Consider the following 16,856-nt stretch of genomic DNA (forward strand, 5'->3'; position numbering starts at 1 on the left):
TTCGCGTGACATCGCACGCCTGCCGAACGTTGGTGCGCAGGCGTTCGATGTCACACTCCGCAGACTACCGCTCACAGCCCGAAGCGACGCTGGAGGTCCCCCAGCTGTCCGGGAAGACGCGGTGCGCCGGATTGACCGTGCGGGGGGCCGGATGCCCCGCCGCCGGGCACACCGGCCTGGTGCGGAACGGCCCCCGTGGCCTGCTCGGCCATCAGGGTCTCGGACGACTGCAGCAGCACCGTGCCGGCGCCGACGAACTCGAACTGGTGCTCCTCGCCTGAGGCCCCTCCGAGGCCCGTCAGCGCACGTAGACCGCCCATGACACCGGTCATGTACCCATGGTCGTAGTGGTGGCAGGGCGAGGGGCAGTCGGCCCATCCGACCAGGGCCTGGGGGTCGACCCGAATGGGGGGTTCCATGAACACCACCGGCCCGTTCGACGCGGCCACGAACTTTCCGGTTCCGATGAGGGTCAGAAAACCCGGCACGATTGATTGCTTCAGTGCCAGAGTTGGCTGAAAAGCGAGGAGGTTGCCCGAGCGAATGGTCAGATTGCCGTCCTCGAGGTCGAACGAGTTCACGTCGAAGGCCCGGTCGGCGAGGAGCATCTTGCCCGAGCCCTCCGCCACGACCCAGTCGCTCGCGTGCAGAGGCGAATGGAACGACGTACGGACCAGACGGTCCAGCCGGCCGTGCCCCACGCCGTTGAAGTCGATCGAGCCGTAGTAGGCGATCATCTTCCCCTTCTGCAGGAACCACTGACTCCCCTTCAGTTCCACGCAGAAGGTGTACGGGGTGACGTTGTCGTCGGGCGGCAGCGATGCCGGGTCGAAGACCGCGGGGCCGGCGCCCGGAGTTCCGTAGGTGCTCACAGCTTCTCCTCCGACGCCTGGACGTACACCGCACCGCTGCCGCTGAGCTCCAGCTGGAACGCCTCGCCCGAGCCGCGGCCCACCATGTCCCGCCAGCCCAGGGCGGTGGACAGCTTGTTGCGGACGTCGCCGTGGTGGGCGACGTAGGCCTGCGGGTCCACATGCACCGGCCGCTGGGGCGTGATGGGGATCTCGATCACCCCGCCGTGAGCCATGACCGAGACGGCCCCGTGCCCCTTCAGCGTCGTCGTGAACAGTCCCTGGCCGCTGACCTGGCCGCGGACCATGCCCATCACGCCGCCCTGCGAGCCGAGGAACATGGTGCCCTGCTGGAGCGAGCCCTCGAAGGCCAGCAGGCGGTCCGCCTCGACGTACAGCGTGTCGCCGGCGAGCCGGATCACCTGGATGTGATGCCCGCCGTGCCCGAAGAGGACGGTGCCGCTGCCCTCCACGGTCATCAGGGGCGTGTCCTCGTCGGCGACCCGGCGGCCGATCATCGACATGATCCCGCCCTGGCCGCCCGCCGTGTTGGGCGTGAAGGACACCTCGCCCTTGTACGCGAGCATCGCGCCGCGCTGACTGAACAGCCGCTGACCGGGCGCCACCGTCGCCTCGACCATCTTCGCGTTGATCTCCCGGAAGGCCATGTCAGACGTCTCCCGCGATCGTGTTCCGCTCGCTCGGCTGTACGTACACCAGCCCGTCCCCCTCGAAGCGCATCTGGAAGGCCTCGCCGCCGCCCTCCCCGAGCAACGTGCGGAACGTCACACCGGACTGGAAGGACTGCCGGAGATTGCCCTGGTGCGCCACATAGGCCCCCGGGTCGACGGTCAGCGGATACTGCGGGCTCACCCGCAGCACCACCGCCGGCCCGTCCGACATGATCGCCGCTTGGCCGTGGCCCTCGACGGACGTCGTGAACAGCCCGTTTCCCTGCGAGGCGCCACGCAGGCCGGTGAACTCCGTCCCCGTGCGCAGCCCGCCGTCGGTCGCGAGCAGGTTGCTCGACTCGACGTAGAGCTTGTCCCCCTGGAGACCGACCAGGTTGATCTCGGAGGCGCGGTCCGCGAACCAGCAGGTGCCGCGCCCCTTCACCTCCATCAAGGTCATCTGCTCACCGGTCAGCCGCCGGGTCACCATGCCCCGGATGCCCTCGCCGCCGCCGCTGAGCTTCTTGAAGGCCATCTCGCCGTCGTACGCGACCATCGAGCCGTTCTTCGCCTTCACGGCATCTCCGGTCATGTCGACGGCGAGCACCTTGTTGCTCTGAAGTCGGAACATCGCCACGTACGGGAAGGTATCCGCAGGCCGGGCCCTGTGGACAGGGCCCGTGGGTGGAGAAAGTCCCTGATCGCACCCTTAGGGGGCGGGGAGCCGGACCCCGGGCCAAGGGCCCCTCGGCTGTTTGCCACAATGGGCGGACGCTTGTGCGTGCGTTCACAAACCCTCAGACCGTCCAGCCCGTTCAGACCGCCGCGTCTCTCCCACCGAAGGTGACCCGTGGACCTCAAGACCGCCACCGCCCTCCGCCGCCTCCGCCTGGTCTCGGCACCCGAGGCGATCTCCTTCCTCCTCCTGCTGATCTGCTCGGTGCTGAAGCGGACCACGGACTTCAATGCCGTCCCGGTGATGGGCATGGTGCACGGTGTTCTGTTCATCCTGTACGTGATCTTCTGGGCCGACGCGTGGAACCGGACGAAGTGGCCGGTGAAGACCGCCGCGCTGTACTTCGTGCTCTCGGTGCTGCCCGCCGGCGGCTTCTTCGCCGACCGCAAGCTGCGGCGTGAGGCCGAGGACGCGGTCATCGCCTCCCGGGCGCGTCAGGAAGGGGCGGTGAAGGCGTGATCGTCGCCTTTTCCGTGACGCCGCTGGGGGTCGGTGAGGACGTGGGGGAGTACGTCGCCGATGCCGTGCGGGTGGTCCGTGAGTCGGGGTTGCCCAACCGGACCGACGCGATGTTCACGACCGTCGAGGGGGAGTGGGACGAGGTCATGGACGTCGTCCGGCGTGCGGTGGCCGCGGTCGAGCGGCGGGCGCCCCGCGTGTCCCTCGTCCTCAAGGCGGACATCCGGCCCGGTGTGACGGACGGTCTGACCTCCAAGGTCGCGACGGTGGAGCGGTATCTCGCCGAGTAGGTGTGCTCGAGAGCAGAAGTGACGACGGGAACCCCGGTCCGATGCGGGCCGGGGTTCTTTCATGCCCGCAGCTGGGATAGATGCTGCCGCGGGCATATGCCCGTCCCGCCACCCACCTGGACGCTCTCAGTTCGACAGCGCCCCAAAGATCCATTTTTGTATGGGTATCGGGGTATCGGTTCTCCGATCAGGCCTCAATTACTGGAGGGCACTGTGCGGCCGGAGGGCTACGACTACGACTCCTACAGCCGACTCGCCGGACCGCTCACGGAGCCGTCCGGTGAGGAGTACCGGGTGCAGTACGTCTCGCTTCTCGCCCGCGAGCCCCGCCGAATACGAGCCGTCCTCCTGATGAGCCTCGCACCGCTGCTCACCGGTGCCCTGATGGTCTACCTCGTCTGGCCCACCCACTGGGTGGAACGCGAGGGCGCCCAGCGCTGGCTCATCGGTCTAGACGTCACCATGCTGATGGCGATCGGCCTGATCGAACTCTTCATGCTCGTCAACGTCGCCTCCGTCGCCCACGCCACGATGGTCGCCTGCGACCCCGTCCCCGTGGTCCCCGAACCGGGCACCCGCGTCGCCTTCCTCACCACCTACGTCCCCGGCAAGGAACCCCTCGCCATGGTCCGCGCGACCCTGGAAGGAGCCACCCGCATCCACCACCCCGGAACCCTCGACGTCTGGCTCCTCGACGAGGGCGACGACGCCGAGGTCAAGGCCATGTGCGCGGAACTCGGCGTACGCCACTTCACCCGGCGCGGCGTCCCCGAGTGGAACCGCGACTCGGGCGTCCACAAGGCCCGCACCAAGCACGGCAACTACAACGCCTGGATCGCCATGCACGGCGACGCGTACGACTTCTTCGCGTCCGTCGACACCGACCACGTCCCGATGCCCAACTTCCTGGAGCGGATGATGGGCTACTTCAGGGACCCCGACGTGGCCTTCGTCGTCGGCCCCCAGGTGTACGGCAACTACCACAACCCCGTCACCAAGGCAGCCGAGTCCCAGCAGTTCCTCTTCCACGCCCTCATCCAGCGCGCCGGCAACCACTATCGCGCCCCCATGTTCGTCGGCACGAACAACGTCGTACGGATCTCCGTCGTCAAGCAGATCGGCGGGCTGTACGACTCCATCACCGAGGACATGGCCACCGGCTTCGAGATCCACCAGCACCGCAACCCGGACACCAACCGCTTCTGGCAGTCCGTCTACACCCCGGACGTGCTCGCCGTCGGCGAGGGCCCCGCCTCCTGGACCGACTTCTTCACCCAGCAGATGCGCTGGTCGCGAGGCACCTACGAGACGCTCATCACGCAGTACTGGAAGGCACCCCTCAGCATGCCGCCGGGCCGGCTGCTCTCCTACACGCTCATGCTCGTGTACTACCCGATGACCGCGGTCAACTGGTTCCTCGGCATCTTCAGCTGCTTCCTCTTCCTCTGGTTCGGCGCCTCCGGCACCGAGGTCGCCGTGTCGGTCTGGATGATGCTCTACAGCGACGCCGCCGCCTGCCAGATCGGGCTGTACCTGTGGAACCGCCGGCACAACGTCTCACCGCACGAACCGGAGGGCTCGGGCGGCCTGGCCGGCATGGGGATGTCGGCCCTGTCCGCGCCGATCTACCTCAAGTCCCTCAGCGAGGCGGTCATGCGCCGCCCGAGCCGGTTCGTCGTCACGCCCAAGGGCAACGACGCCTCCCCCGACCAGCTGGCCACCTTCCGTATCCACCTCTTCTGGGCGGGCCTGCTGGCCACCTCCCTGGCCGCCTCGGTGGCCCTGGACCACACGCATGCGGCGATGCGCACCTGGGCCCTGCTCGGCATGGCCATCTCCCTGGCACCGGCCGCGGTATGGGCCGGTACGGCCTGGAAGGACCGCCGGGAGCGGCAGCTCACCGACGCCGACGCGCAGGCACAGGAACAGGCACCCGGACAGGTGCAGGAAGCGGCACCCCCGCACCCGCACCCACGCGTGCCCGAAGGCAAGGAGCCCGCCCCCGCCCTCGCCACCGCGTCCCCCGCGGCCCCGGTCTCCGGCACCCCGACAGGAGGCAGCTAGGCCATGGCCTACCAGCTCTCGCAGAAGACCAAGAAAACCGTCCTGGGGATCGGCGGCATCGCGGTCCTGGCAGGCCTCAACGCCCCGGCCGCGCTGGACTTCGTGTCCAGGCAGTACCACGAGTACAAGATCGCCCAGCCCGAGTACATGGCGAAGTACGGCTCCTGGACCCAGCTCGACATCCCGGAGGAGTACCGCACCAACGCCATCCACGCGGCCCTGCTGCACACCGGCAAAGTGCTGATCGTCGCCGGGTCGGGCAACGAGCAGCGCAAGTTCGACGCGGGTGACTTCGACACCATCCTGTGGGACCCGGAGAAGAACACCTACAAGAAGATCCCCACCCCGGAGGACTTCTTCTGCGCAGGCCACGCCCAGCTCCCCGACGGCCGCCTGCTGGTGGCCGGTGGCACCGCACGCTACGAACGCCTCGGCGCCGAGGTGACCCGGGCCGGCGGCGGCATGCGGGTGAAGAACGAGAGTCCCGACAAGGCGGTGTTCCTGAAGAAGGGCACCCGCTTCCGCTCACCGGCCGGCTTCGAGTACGTCACCAAGTTCGACGTCACCGTCCCGAAGGCCAAGCGCACCCAGAAGATCACCTACAACAGCCGCGGTGTGATGCAGCCCTGGAAGACCAAGGTCACCGCCAGCGAGGCCCGGGTCTGGGTGGAGGCCGTGGACGAGGGGCCCCTGTCGGCCACCCGGAAGCAGGCGCAGTACGCCGTCGTCGGCCTGACGGGCAAGGCCGGCAATAACGTGTACGGCCTGTCGGAGAAGATCAACCTCGACAAGCAGGACTTCCAGGGCATCCGCGGCGCCTACGAGTTCGACCCGAAGGCGGAGAAGTACATCCCCGTCGACCCGATGGACAAGGCCCGCTGGTACCCGACGCTCGTCGGCCTCGACGACGGCCGGGTCCTGGCGGTGTCCGGCCTGGACGACGTCGGCATGATCGACCCGGGCGACAACGAGATCTACGACCCGGAGACCAAGAAGTGGTCGCCGGGGCCCAAGCGGTACTTCCCGACGTACCCCGCGCTGTTCCTCACCAAGGGCGGCAAGCTGTTCTACCCGGCCTCCAACGCCGGTTACGGGCCCGCCGACCGGGGCCGTGAGCCCGGCCTGTGGGACCTGGAGAAGAACACGTTCCGCAAGGTGCCCGGGCTGACGGACCTCGACCAGACCGAGACCTCGGCCTCCGTGCTGCTGCCCCCGGCGCAGGACCAGAAGGTGATGATCCTGGGCGGTGGCGGCGTCGGCGAGTCGAGGAAGTCGACCCCGCGCACGGCCGTCGTGGACCTGAACAAGGACAACCCGGCCTTCCGGGACGGCCCCGACCTGCCGCAGGGCACGCGCTACCTGAACAGCGTGATCATGCCGGACGACACGGTGTTCACGTCCAACGGCTCCAGGGACTACCGCGGCCGCAGTGCCAGCAACATCCTCAAGGCGCAGTTCTACGACCCGAAGAGCAACGCCTTCCGGGAGGCCGCCGCGCCGAGGGTGGGGCGCAACTACCACTCCGAGGCGCTGCTGCTGCCCGACGGCAGGATCGCCACCTTCGGCTCCGACCCGCTCTTCGACAACCAGCAGAACACCAAGCTGGGCCACTTCGAGCAGCGCATGGAGGTCTTCACCCCGCCCGCGCTGCACAAGAACCCCCGGAACCGCCCCGTACTGAAGGGCGGCCCGGAGAAGCTGGACAAGGACCACACCATCACGTTCCGTACGGACCACCCGGAACGCGTGGCCGAGGCGCGGCTGATGCGGCCCAGCGCGGTCACGCACACGACCGACGTCGAGCAGCGCTCCATCGAGCTGGACATCACCAGGAAGGGCGGCTCGGTGACGTTCGAGGTGCCCCGCGACCCGGCCCTGGTCCCGCCCGGCTGGTACATGCTGTTCGTGACGGACGCCGAGGGCACGCCCTCGCGGGCCAAGTGGATCCACGTGAAGTGAGCGAGGGGGGGGAGGGCCGGGGGAAGGGGGTCGGGCGTCGGGGGAGGGCCCGGGGGGAGGGGGTCGGGCGTCGGGGGAGGGCCGGCTCAGTCCTCCGCGTTGCGCGCCAGCTCCAGGGCGTACTCCGGCCACCAGCGTCCGGCGTCCGGGCCTCCCTCGCAGTCTCCGTCCGACTCGCCGGGCCGCTTGATCCACAGGTAGGCGTCGAGGGTCTCCTCGCCGGTCTGGGTCGTGGGCGGGGTGCCGAGCGCCCGGCCCGGCGGGTTGCACCAGACGCCGGGCAGAGGGCCGTTGCCGTTGCGGCTGGTGTCGATGACGAAGTGCTTGCCGTCGAGCGCCTCGGCGAGCCGGACGCCGTACTCCGTGGTCTCGTCGTCGGTCTGGAAGTTGGAGACGTTGAGCGCGAAGCCGTCGGCCTGTTCGATGCCGGCCCGCCGCAGCGGCTCCACCAGCTTGTCCGGCTCCCGGATCCAGTCCGCGTTGCCCGCGTCCAGGTACACCTTGGTGTTCGGCTGCTGTTTCAGCCGGGTGATCGCCTCGCTGAGCAGCTGTTCGCGCTCGGCGTGGTACTCGCCGGGCGTGCAGCCGTCCACGATGTGCGCGACCGCGTCGGGTTCCAGGACGACCAGGGCCTCCGCCTCGCCGAGGGCGTCGGCGAACTGCCCGATCCACTCCCGGTAGGCGTCCGCGTCCTCCGACCCGCCCGCCGAGTGCTGGCCGCAGTCCCGGTGCGGGATGTTGTACGCGACGAAGACCGCCGTCTTCCCCTCCTCGCTCGCGGCCGAGGCCGCCGCCCGCACCGTCGGTGCCGGATCGGTCTCGCCGGGCGGCCACAGCGCGAGCGGCCGGTCGGCGATCCGCCGGATCAGCTCGGCGTCCTCCTCCCGGTCCTGCTGCTGCCAGAGCTGTGCCTGCTGGGCCGCGGGGCTCTCGGGGTCGACCCAGAAGGGGGAGCCGGCCGCGTAGCCGGCCTTCGTGGTGTCGTCGCCGGTGTCGGACGCCGTGTCGGCGCGGCCGTGAGCAGACGAGCAGCCCGCAGCGAGACCGAGCACCGCGAGTACCGCGAGGGCGTGGTTCAGCCGTCTCATGCCGCTCCCTGTGAGGAAGGTGACGTTCGGTGATGCATCGGATGCCAATAGTTACATACTCGTATGAATCACCATCTAAAGGACATGGCCTTGCCCTGCCCCCGGATGGCGCAGCCGGAAGGCGGGCGGACCGAAGGGCGAGACGGGGCTGGCCACCATGTGACCGGCCGGTAAGGTCGGGTTCGTGCCGAAGCCGCTCAGTCTCTCCTTCGATCCGATCGCGCGCGCCGACGAACGCTGGAAGCAGCGCTGGGGAAACGTGCCGTCCATGGGCGCGATCACCTCGATCATGCGCGCCCAGCAGATCCTCCTCGCCGAGGTCGACGCGGTGGTCAAGCCGTACGGGCTGACGTTCGCGCGCTACGAGGCGCTGGTGCTGCTCACCTTCTCCAAGTCCGGCGAGCTGCCGATGTCCAAGATCGGCGAGCGGCTCATGGTGCACCCCACGTCGGTGACGAACACCGTGGACCGGCTGGTGAAGTCGGGCCTCGTCGACAAGCGGCCCAACCCCAACGACGGGCGCGGCACCCTCGCGAGCATCACGGAGAAGGGTCGCGAGGTGGTCGAGGCGGCCACCCGCGACCTGATGGCGATGGACTTCGGGCTCGGGGTGTACGACGCCGAGGAGTGCGGGGAGATCTTCGCGATGCTGCGGCCGCTGCGGATCGCGGCGGGGGACTTCGAGGAGCAGTGACCCGGGGCAAGATCCCCCGGAACGGGTCGTTACGCTCGACGGCATGAAAAAGAGCGTGCTGACGCGCTACCGCGTGATGGCCTATGTCACCGGCGTGCTGCTGGTCCTGCTGACCCTGGGCATGATCGGCAAGTATGTGCTCGACCTGAACGGCGCGGCGGACTTCACGCGCGTCGTCAGCATCGCGCACGGCTGGCTGTACGTCCTGTACCTGGTCTTCGCCTTCGACCTGGGCTCGAAGGCGAAGTGGCCGGTCGGCAAGCAGGTGTGGGTGCTGCTCGCCGGGACCGTCCCGACGGCCGCGTTCTTCGTGGAGCGCAAGATCAGCCACGAGCTGGAGTCCCGTCTCGCCGAGGACTCGCCGGCGCCGGTCAAGGCGTAACAACACCGCCGTACGGACGAACGTGCGGCGGTCTCCCATCGACATTTACTTGGACGTCCTAGTAAATTCGATGGTATGGACGCTGACGCCATAGAGGAAGGCCGCCGTCGCTGGCAGGCCCGGTACGACGCCTCGCGCAAGCGCGAGGCCGACTTCACCACGCTCTCGGGCGACCCTGTGGAGCCGGTGTACGGGCCGCGGCCCGGAGACAGGTACGAGGGGTTCGAGCGGATCGGCTGGCCGGGGGAGTACCCCTTCACCCGCGGCCTGTACGCGACCGGCTACCGAGGGCGTACCTGGACCATCCGGCAGTTCGCCGGGTTCGGCAACGCCGAGCAGACCAACGAGCGCTACAAGATGATCCTCCGCAACGGCGGAGGCGGGCTCTCGGTCGCCTTCGACATGCCGACGCTCATGGGCCGCGACTCCGACGACCCGCGCTCGCTCGGCGAGGTCGGACACTGCGGTGTCGCCATCGACTCGGCCGCCGACATGGAGGTCCTGTTCAAGGACATCCCGCTGGGCGACGTGACGACGTCCATGACCATCAGCGGCCCGGCCGTGCCGGTCTTCTGCATGTACCTGGTGGCGGCGGAGCGCCAGGGCGTCGACCCGGCCGTCCTGAACGGCACGCTCCAGACGGACATCTTCAAGGAGTACATCGCCCAGAAGGAGTGGCTCTTCCAGCCCGAACCGCATCTGCGGCTCATCGGCGACCTGATGGAGCACTGCGCGGCCGGCATCCCCGCGTACAAGCCGCTGTCCGTCTCCGGGTACCACATCCGCGAGGCCGGGGCGACGGCCGCGCAGGAGCTGGCGTACACGCTCGCGGACGGCTTCGGGTACGTGGAGCTGGGGCTGTCGCGCGGGCTGGACGTCGACGTGTTCGCCCCCGGGCTCTCCTTCTTCTTCGACGCGCACGTCGACTTCTTCGAGGAGATCGCCAAGTTCCGTGCGGCGCGCCGGATCTGGGCGCGGTGGATGCGGGACGTGTACGGGGCGCGGAGCGAGAAGGCACAGTGGCTGCGCTTCCACACCCAGACGGCCGGGGTCTCCCTCACCGCGCAGCAGCCGTACAACAACGTCGTACGGACGGCCGTGGAGGCGCTGGCGGCCGTGCTCGGCGGGACCAACTCGCTGCACACCAACGCCCTCGACGAGACGCTCGCGCTGCCCAGCGAGCAGGCGGCGGAGATCGCGCTGCGGACGCAGCAGGTACTGATGGAGGAGACGGGGGTCGCCAACGTGGCCGATCCGCTGGGCGGTTCCTGGTACGTCGAGCAGCTCACCGACCGGATCGAGGCCGACGCGGAGAAGATCTTCGAGCAGATAAGGGAGCGGGGGCTGCGGGCGCACCCCGACGGGCGGCACCCGATCGGGCCGATCACCTCCGGGATCCTGCGCGGGATCGAGGACGGGTGGTTCACCGGGGAGATCGCGGAGTCGGCGTTCCGGTACCAGCGGGCTTTGGAGAAGGGGGACAAGCGGGTCGTCGGGGTCAACGCACACCACGGGTCCGTGACCGGGGACCTGGAGATCCTGCGGGTCAGTCACGAGGTGGAGCGGGAGCAGGTGCGCCTGCTCGGCGGGCGGAAGGCCGGGCGCGACGATGCCGCGGTGCGTGGCGCGCTGGAGGGGATGCTGGCGGCTGCGCGCAGTGGCGCGAACATGATCGAGCCGATGCTGGTGGCTGTGCGGGCCGAGGCGACGTTGGGGGAGATCTGTGGGGTGCTGCGGGACGAGTGGGGGGTGTACACGGAGCCTGCGGGGTTCTGAGTGCTCGGCGTTGGTGCTGCGCCCACCCGTGCCGCCCCTAGGGCCTGTCTGACAAATCCACGCCTGCTCCGCGGCGTCTGGCACGCATGCCCGCAGCTAAGCCAGACCGTGCAGCAGCACCCTCGTGAAGCCGCGGACCCATTCCTCGTCTGCCGGTTCCGCGCTGACCAGGGTGCGGTGGACCACCGCACCCGCGACCATGTCGAAGATCAGGTCGGCCGTGCGGGCCGCCGAGTCCTGGTCCGGCTCGGGGGGCAGCTCGCCTCTCGCCTGGGCCCGGGAACGGCCCTCCGTGACCAGGCGTTTCTGGCGCTCGACCACCGACGCGCGGATGCGTTCACGCAAGGCGTCGTCGCGGGTGGCCTCCGAGACCACCGCCATCAGGCCGCTTTTCGCCTCCGGCCGGGCCAGGATCGCCGCGAACTGGAGCACGACGCCCTCGATGTCCGTGGCCAGCGAGCCGCTGTCCGGCAGCTCCAGTTCGTCGAAGAGCTCCGCCACCGCGTCGACGACCAGCTCGTTCTTGCCCGCCCAGCGGCGATAGAGGGTTGTTTTCGCAACCCCGGCGCGGGTCGCGACGTCTCCCAGGGTGAGTTTGGACCAGCCCAGCTCCACCAGTGCCGCCCGCGTGGCAGCCAGGATCGCGGCGTCCGCCGCGGCGCTGCGCGGGCGCCCCGTGCGGCTGGCTGGGCTGCGGCTGTGCATGCCATGACCATAACGGGCGGTTCCTGTGTGGCCGTGAGGGAGATCACCGGGGGGTGGTGGTCCGCCGGTCAGGCGTGGCATTACGCTACGTCTCGTAGCGAAAGCCCGTGATGGACGTACACGGGCTTCGGTGGCACGGCGTGGGGTGGGGACCCGGCGCCGACGGGACCCGACCAGCCCGGCTTTCACACCGTTTTTCACACACGCGCGCAGTACGGGGGAGGATAGGCGCATGCAGCCACGGAACATGTCCATGAGCGGAGTCGTCGACCTCGCCGCGGTGAAGGCGGCCCAGGAGGCCAAGGCGAAGGCGGAGCAGGCACGTGCCCAAGCCGCCCGGGAGGGTGGTGCGGGGGCGATCTCCCCGGCCGACCTCGTCATCGACGTCGATGAGGCGGGCTTTGAGACCGAAGTCCTGCAGCGGTCCGCCGAAGTGCCCGTCGTCATCGACTTCTGGGCCGAGTGGTGTCAGCCCTGCAAGCAGCTGAGCCCGGTCCTGGAGCGGCTGGCCGTCGAGTACAACGGCCGTTTCCTGCTCGCCAAGATCGACGTCGACGCCAACCAGATGCTGATGCAGCAGTTCGGCATCCAGGGGATCCCCGCGGTGTTCGCGGTCGTCGCGGGGCAGGCGCTGCCGCTCTTCCAGGGGGCCGCGGGCGAGGAGCAGATCCGGGGAACCCTGGACCAGCTGGTGCAGGTCGCCGAGCAGCGCTTCGGCCTGACCGGCCTCACCGTCGACCCCGATGCCGAGGCGGGCGGCGCCCCGGCGGCTCCCGAGCGCCCGGCCGGTCCGTACGACGCGCTCCTCGAGGCCGCCGTACAGGCGCTGGACTCGGGTGATCTGGGCGGCGCCATCCAGGCGTACAAGAACGTGCTGAACGAGGACCCGGGCAACGAAGAGGCCAAACTGGGCCTCGCCCAGGCCGAGTTGCTCCAGCGCGTGCAGGGCGTCGATCCGCAGCAGGTGCGCAAGGACGCGGCCGACAAGCCCGCTGATGTGCAGGCGCAGATCGCCGCGGCCGACCTGGATCTGGTGGGCGGCCATGTCGAGGACGCTTTCGGCCGTCTGATCGAGACCGTGCAGCGCACGGTGGGTGACGACCGGGACACCCTGCGGATGCGGCTGCTGGAGCTGTTCGAGGTGGTCGGGCCGGAGGATCCGCGGGTGATCGCGGCACGCAGGGCCCTGGCACGCGCCCTGTTCTGACCAGTCGTTAAACACGTGGGCTTGTGGTGCCCACGTGAAAGATTTGCCCACAGAGCGTCACTGCGGCCGCGCTTTACCAAAACTTGGTAATCGCGGCCGCTGTTACTGCGAGTAAGTCGCAGGCGTTGATCTGTCGGTTTCTGTCCATCGATCAACAGCTTTGTACCGCCGGTCGGGGCCACCCTGTGTCGTCGCCCGAGACCGATGGGTCGTTGTTCGGTTATACGGCCGTTACTAGCCAGTAACGAACCCCCTTGTGCGGGCGGCGAGAATGCACCACGATCGGCCACGCTCGGTCCATTCCCGTACCCCGGCAGCCGGTTGGGTCGCGGGACGTCCTGGGTCCCCACCGAGCAGAGCCGGCGGCAGTGGCGCCGGCTCTTGGACAGGGGGGTCTTCGCCCATCCGGCGAAGCCTGTCCAGCAGGGTTGTGCGTGATGCGTGTCAGGCGCGACCAGTGGTTGTCGCTCGGGGGTGATCGCCGGTGATTCGGGCGCGAGTTGCGCCGCCGAGTGCAGGCGCTCTCCTTCCCGAGGACGTAGCACTTCTCCCATCCCTGCCCGGCTGAGCCGCTACTTGGGGCGAGCCAGGACAGGAGATGTACGTCCGAGAAGGAGGAAATATGGAGTCCCAGGTGCGTGGCGGGACCAGATGGAAGCGGTTCGCTGTGGTCATGGTGCCCAGCGTCGCCGCTGCGGCATGTGTGGGTGTAGGACTCGCGCAGGGCGCGCTGGCCGCGTCGTTCAGCGTCTCCGGCCAGCAGTTCAAGGTGTCGGCCAGTCACCTGCACGGTGAGGGTTTCGCTCAGTACGGCGGAATCGACAGCGTCTACACCTCGACCGACGGTGAGAAGAAGACGCAGGTTCCCGTCGCGATCTCGTCGTTCGACGACGCGACGATCAGCAAGATGTGCCAGTCGGTCGCGACGCCGATCCCCCTCATAGGCAAGACGGTCTACCTCCGTCTTGAGGCGGGGAACGACGCCAAGAAGCCGGTCAAGGCCGAGAACCTCTACATCGACGTCGCTCAGCTCGACGCCGACGCGGAGTTCAAGGACATCGACATCGGTGTCGCGGTCAAGGACAAGACCCGTGGTCCTGCCGTCAAGGACACGAAGACCACGCTGCCGGGCGGGTTCGCCCAGCAGGCCAGGGAGGCCGACCTCTACGGCGTCAAGCAGACGGCGTGGGCGACCACGGCGGGCACGTTCAAGCTGAGCGGCCTGTCGATGAAGCTCGGCATGGACAAGGGTATGGAGTGCTACTGACAGCCTCCGTCCCACGGGTGTCCGGGGGCGGCTGACCCGTCCCCTTCGAGGGGCGGGGAGGCCGTCGCTTCCCCGCCCCTCGGGCCCGGCCCAGCGCCGGACCACTACACAGACTTAGACTTTCCGGCTTCTCCACACGCCTACGGCCGAGCCGGTACGTACCTCCATCGGACCGAGGGAGCTGTTTTCCATGAGTGCCGAGACTCCGGTCCAGAGCGCCGGGACTTTCGCCCGGTTGCGTCGGCGATTCCGTGACTGGCGGGGCACCCGGCCGTTCTGGGCAGGCCTGTTCACCATCCTCGGCGGGGTGCCGATCGCCTACTTCCCCTACGCCACCCTCAAGCTGGGCACCATGTCGCTCACCATGGCGACCACCGCGGGTGCCGGCTCCCTCATCATCGGGGTCCTGCTGATCACCCTGGGACTGACCATGTGGTTCCAGCAGGCGACGCGGGTCTTCGCCGGTGTCGCGGCGATCATCCTCGCCCTGGTGTCGCTGGTGGTCTCCAACATCGGGGGCTTCCTCATCGGCTTCCTGCTGGCCATGCTCGGCGGCGCTCTCGCCGTCGCCTGGGTGCCGGGCAAGACGGAGGACACGGGGAAGGGGCCTCGGGCGGCCGGTCAGGGACCGACGGGAGAAGGAGCCGTGGAGCCCTCTCCCGAGAGCCCGGCCGGTGAGACGGGCGGGACGCACCCTCCGTTCGGGACCGGCGACGGCGGCCCCGCGGACGGCGTCCGGTCCGAGGCCCACAACGGGGGGTACCGTGTCGGCTGACCACCGCGACGGTTCTCCCGCCGCCCAGGCGAAGGCGAGAACGGGGCCACGCCACGCGGCTCCCAAGAAGCCGCTCTTCACCCGGTTCCAGATGCCGGCCGGCAAGGCGATAGCCATGGCGGCGATGCCCACCGCGGTCCTCATGGGCATGGGATTCACCCCGACGCTCGCCCTCGCCGACGAGCAGCCGTCGACCTCCAACAGCCTGAAGGCCGACGAGTACAAGGACTGCCTCGCGGCGATGGAGGACGACAAGGACGGCGCCTCCCCGTCGCCCTCGCCGAGCGAGAGCGAGGCCGCGGACGAGGACAAGGGCACGGCCGAGCCGACTCCCTCGGCGTCCGCCGGCTCGGACGCGGGCGCGGACAAGGAGAGCTCGTCCTCTTCGTCGGATTCAGGTTCCGACGACGAGGGCGACAAGACCGAGCCCACCCCGACCCCTTCGGCATCCGAGGGCACGTCGGGCGACGAAGACGAGGCGACGCCCAGCCCGTCGCCGTCCGAGAGCGGCGGCAACGTCCTCGAGGACATCGGCGACGCGATCGGCGGCATCCTCACGGGCGGCAAGTCCACCGAGAGCCCGAGCCCCACGCCCTCCGCGTCCGCCTCGCCGTCCGGCGACACGAGCACGGCCGAGGACACCGAGAAGTCCTCGGACACGAGCGAGGGCGACGCGTCCGACGCCGTCAAGAAGACGACCGACACGGTCGAGGACACCGTCAAGGACACGACGGACGCGGCGACGAAGGCGGCCGGGGACACGACCGACGCCGTCGAGAAGGCGGCCGAGAAGGCCGAGGACGCGGCGGGGAAGGCCACCGCCTCCCCCAGCCCGTCCGCGAGCCCCTCCGTGGACCCCGAGGACTGCCCCGCCGCCACGGACGCCGAGGGCGGGGTGGACAACGAGCTCCTCGTCCCCGACGAGCCCTGGCGCCTGGAGGCCAGCTCGCTGACGCTGAAGGGTGCCGACTACCAGGGCATCGTCCAGGTGAAGACCGCGAGCGGCGCCACCAAGAAGGTCCTGAAGTACGTCATCAACGACGGGACCGACATCGGGGACCTGCACCAGCTCGTCACGGACAAGGCGTCCGGCAAGACCCACCACGTCCAGGCGGCGAAGGGGTCGACGTCCACGATCACCGACGGCAAGACGGTGATGTACACGGAGAAGATCTCGGGCAACCTGCTCGGCCTGATCCCGGTCACCTTCGACCCGGAGCACCCGCCGCCCCTGAACATCCCGCTGATCTACTTCACCAACGTGAAGGTCGTCCAGGCCGGCCAGTTCGGCGGCACGCTGACGGTGCCGGGGCTGCACCAGTACGTCACGGACTGACGTACCCGACGGACTCGAGGGCGCCCCCTGGCCACAGGGGGCGCCCTCGCCGCTGTACGGGACAGATGGGGGATGATCGAGGCATGACCATCGTGGACGTGCTGACGGGGTTCGCCGAGTCCGGCGGAATCGGCGCTCTCAAACCGGGGGCGTCTCTCGCTGACGTTTCCGAGCGGCTGGGACCGCCTCAGGACGGGGAGTACTTCCCGGGCCGGCGGAGGAAGAGGGGCGAGCCGCGCAACGTGCGCTACGGCGACGTACGTCTCGAGGTCTGCTGCGACATCCTCCAGGCGGTGGCACTGAGCACCGGGGCCGGGCCCGTCGATCTTCCGAGCGGCGCACCGGGCGAGACGGAGGAACTGCCGTCGGCCGTGACCGCCACGCAGCTTCGCGATGCGTTCTCCTCGGCCGGAATACGTGCCGAGGAGGGGCCCTGGCCCGAGCCGGCCGACCAGATCACCTTCGTGGTGCGCCATTCCCTCGCGGACGTGCACTTCACCTTTCGCCGGACCGCCCCGGACGAGTCCGGGGACAGCGGCACGGTCCTGCACAGCGCGATCGCCCGGGGCGCCCCTCACGTCTGCCACTGAGGCGAA

Annotated in this window: 17 protein-coding genes; 12 read left to right on the forward strand and 5 right to left on the reverse strand. The window is 69.2% G+C overall.

Translation table 11 applies throughout. The features are described 5' to 3' along the window. Positions 1-71: 71 nt before the first annotated feature. The 3 genes from AC07DF_RS04915 to AC07DF_RS04925 are packed head-to-tail and all read right to left on the reverse strand — an operon-like array spanning position 72 to position 2,153. Positions 72-872, reverse strand: coding sequence for an AIM24 family protein (locus AC07DF_RS04915; protein WP_478966931.1), 801 nt, complete (start codon positions 870-872; stop codon positions 72-74). Further along, a complete protein-coding gene (locus AC07DF_RS04920; protein ID WP_478966933.1) occupies positions 869-1,519 on the reverse strand; it encodes an AIM24 family protein in 651 nt (216 codons plus the stop codon). Before AC07DF_RS04920 ends, AC07DF_RS04915 begins: the two co-directional genes overlap by 4 nt. Position 1,520: 1 nt before the next feature. Continuing rightward, positions 1,521-2,153: an AIM24 family protein gene (locus AC07DF_RS04925; protein WP_184591833.1), complete on the reverse strand. Its 633-nt coding sequence runs from the start codon at positions 2,151-2,153 to the stop codon at positions 1,521-1,523. Between the two features lie 219 nt (positions 2,154-2,372). On the opposite strand from AC07DF_RS04925, the gene AC07DF_RS04930 reads away from it, so the two are divergent. From AC07DF_RS04930 to glxA, 4 genes are all read left to right on the forward strand, one after another. Then, positions 2,373-2,717 carry a DUF3817 domain-containing protein gene (locus AC07DF_RS04930; protein ID WP_478966935.1) on the forward strand — a complete coding sequence of 115 codons (345 nt, stop codon included), beginning with the start codon at positions 2,373-2,375 and terminating at the stop codon, positions 2,715-2,717. Beyond that, the gene (locus tag AC07DF_RS04935; RefSeq protein ID WP_478966937.1) at positions 2,714-3,007 is read left to right on the forward strand and encodes an MTH1187 family thiamine-binding protein; all 294 of its coding nucleotides are present in this window, start codon (positions 2,714-2,716) and stop codon (positions 3,005-3,007) included. Before AC07DF_RS04930 ends, AC07DF_RS04935 begins: the two co-directional genes overlap by 4 nt. Positions 3,008-3,220: 213 nt before the next feature. After that, entirely contained in the window at positions 3,221-5,071 is a 1,851-nt protein-coding gene (locus tag AC07DF_RS04940) for a glycosyltransferase family 2 protein (RefSeq protein ID WP_478966939.1), read from the forward strand. Positions 5,072-5,074: 3 nt separating this feature from the next. After that, positions 5,075-7,030 carry a radical copper oxidase GlxA gene (glxA, locus tag AC07DF_RS04945; protein ID WP_478966941.1) on the forward strand — a complete coding sequence of 652 codons (1,956 nt, stop codon included), beginning with the start codon at positions 5,075-5,077 and terminating at the stop codon, positions 7,028-7,030. 86 nt (positions 7,031-7,116) lie between these two features. Here the strand turns inward: glxA and AC07DF_RS04950 are convergent, their stop codons facing one another. Beyond that, positions 7,117-8,118 carry a glycoside hydrolase family 6 protein gene (locus AC07DF_RS04950; protein WP_478966942.1) on the reverse strand — a complete coding sequence of 334 codons (1,002 nt, stop codon included), beginning with the start codon at positions 8,116-8,118 and terminating at the stop codon, positions 7,117-7,119. A gap of 184 nt (positions 8,119-8,302) precedes the next feature. Here AC07DF_RS04950 and AC07DF_RS04955 point away from each other — a divergent pair, with 184 nt between their 5' ends. The 3 genes from AC07DF_RS04955 (at position 8,303) to AC07DF_RS04965 (ending at position 10,970) form a co-directional block, all read left to right on the forward strand. Then, a complete protein-coding gene (locus tag AC07DF_RS04955) occupies positions 8,303-8,812 on the forward strand; it encodes a MarR family winged helix-turn-helix transcriptional regulator (protein ID WP_478966944.1) in 510 nt (169 codons plus the stop codon). Between the two features lie 43 nt (positions 8,813-8,855). After that, positions 8,856-9,194: a DUF3817 domain-containing protein gene (locus tag AC07DF_RS04960; RefSeq protein ID WP_399024131.1), complete on the forward strand. Its 339-nt coding sequence runs from the start codon at positions 8,856-8,858 to the stop codon at positions 9,192-9,194. A gap of 75 nt (positions 9,195-9,269) precedes the next feature. Continuing rightward, positions 9,270-10,970, forward strand: coding sequence for an acyl-CoA mutase large subunit family protein (locus AC07DF_RS04965; RefSeq protein ID WP_478966946.1), 1,701 nt, complete (start codon positions 9,270-9,272; stop codon positions 10,968-10,970). A gap of 96 nt (positions 10,971-11,066) precedes the next feature. Here AC07DF_RS04965 and AC07DF_RS04970 read toward each other — a convergent pair whose 3' ends face one another. After that, complete coding sequence (locus AC07DF_RS04970) at positions 11,067-11,675, reverse strand: TetR/AcrR family transcriptional regulator (RefSeq protein ID WP_478966948.1); 609 nt, start codon at positions 11,673-11,675, stop codon at positions 11,067-11,069. Between the two features lie 232 nt (positions 11,676-11,907). Between AC07DF_RS04970 and AC07DF_RS04975 the strand changes: the two genes are divergently transcribed. From AC07DF_RS04975 to AC07DF_RS04995, 5 genes are all read left to right on the forward strand, one after another. After that, positions 11,908-12,882 (forward strand): tetratricopeptide repeat protein, encoded by a 975-nt coding sequence (locus AC07DF_RS04975; protein WP_478966950.1) that lies wholly within the window; start codon positions 11,908-11,910, stop codon positions 12,880-12,882. A gap of 622 nt (positions 12,883-13,504) precedes the next feature. Beyond that, positions 13,505-14,149 carry a DUF6230 family protein gene (locus AC07DF_RS04980; RefSeq protein WP_189723272.1) on the forward strand — a complete coding sequence of 215 codons (645 nt, stop codon included), beginning with the start codon at positions 13,505-13,507 and terminating at the stop codon, positions 14,147-14,149. Between the two features lie 190 nt (positions 14,150-14,339). After that, a complete protein-coding gene (locus AC07DF_RS04985) occupies positions 14,340-14,924 on the forward strand; it encodes a DUF6114 domain-containing protein (protein ID WP_478966953.1) in 585 nt (194 codons plus the stop codon). Continuing rightward, positions 14,914-16,260 (forward strand): hypothetical protein, encoded by a 1,347-nt coding sequence (locus tag AC07DF_RS04990; protein ID WP_478966955.1) that lies wholly within the window; start codon positions 14,914-14,916, stop codon positions 16,258-16,260. The genes AC07DF_RS04985 and AC07DF_RS04990 overlap by 11 nt, the downstream gene beginning before the upstream one ends. An 83-nt stretch (positions 16,261-16,343) precedes the next feature. Continuing rightward, the gene (locus tag AC07DF_RS04995) at positions 16,344-16,850 is read left to right on the forward strand and encodes a hypothetical protein (RefSeq protein WP_478966957.1); all 507 of its coding nucleotides are present in this window, start codon (positions 16,344-16,346) and stop codon (positions 16,848-16,850) included. Positions 16,851-16,856: the final 6 nt, after the last annotated feature.

It is taken from the genome of Streptomyces sp. NPDC044719 (assembly GCF_056433405.1).

Coding starts and splice junctions, on each gene's coding strand:
- AC07DF_RS04965 (WP_478966946.1), top strand. CDS start 9,270: ATGGACGCTGACGCCATAGAGGAAGGCCGCCGTCGCTGGCAGGCCCGG.
- AC07DF_RS04920 (WP_478966933.1), bottom strand. CDS start 1,519: ATGGCCTTCCGGGAGATCAACGCGAAGATGGTCGAGGCGACGGTGGCG.
- AC07DF_RS04925 (WP_184591833.1), bottom strand. CDS start 2,153: ATGTTCCGACTTCAGAGCAACAAGGTGCTCGCCGTCGACATGACCGGA.
- glxA (WP_478966941.1), top strand. CDS start 5,075: ATGGCCTACCAGCTCTCGCAGAAGACCAAGAAAACCGTCCTGGGGATC.
- AC07DF_RS04995 (WP_478966957.1), top strand. CDS start 16,344: ATGACCATCGTGGACGTGCTGACGGGGTTCGCCGAGTCCGGCGGAATC.
- AC07DF_RS04960 (WP_399024131.1), top strand. CDS start 8,856: ATGAAAAAGAGCGTGCTGACGCGCTACCGCGTGATGGCCTATGTCACC.
- AC07DF_RS04950 (WP_478966942.1), bottom strand. CDS start 8,118: ATGAGACGGCTGAACCACGCCCTCGCGGTACTCGCGGTGCTCGGTCTC.
- AC07DF_RS04975 (WP_478966950.1), top strand. CDS start 11,908: ATGCAGCCACGGAACATGTCCATGAGCGGAGTCGTCGACCTCGCCGCG.
- AC07DF_RS04980 (WP_189723272.1), top strand. CDS start 13,505: ATGGAGTCCCAGGTGCGTGGCGGGACCAGATGGAAGCGGTTCGCTGTG.
- AC07DF_RS04985 (WP_478966953.1), top strand. CDS start 14,340: ATGAGTGCCGAGACTCCGGTCCAGAGCGCCGGGACTTTCGCCCGGTTG.
- AC07DF_RS04970 (WP_478966948.1), bottom strand. CDS start 11,675: ATGCACAGCCGCAGCCCAGCCAGCCGCACGGGGCGCCCGCGCAGCGCC.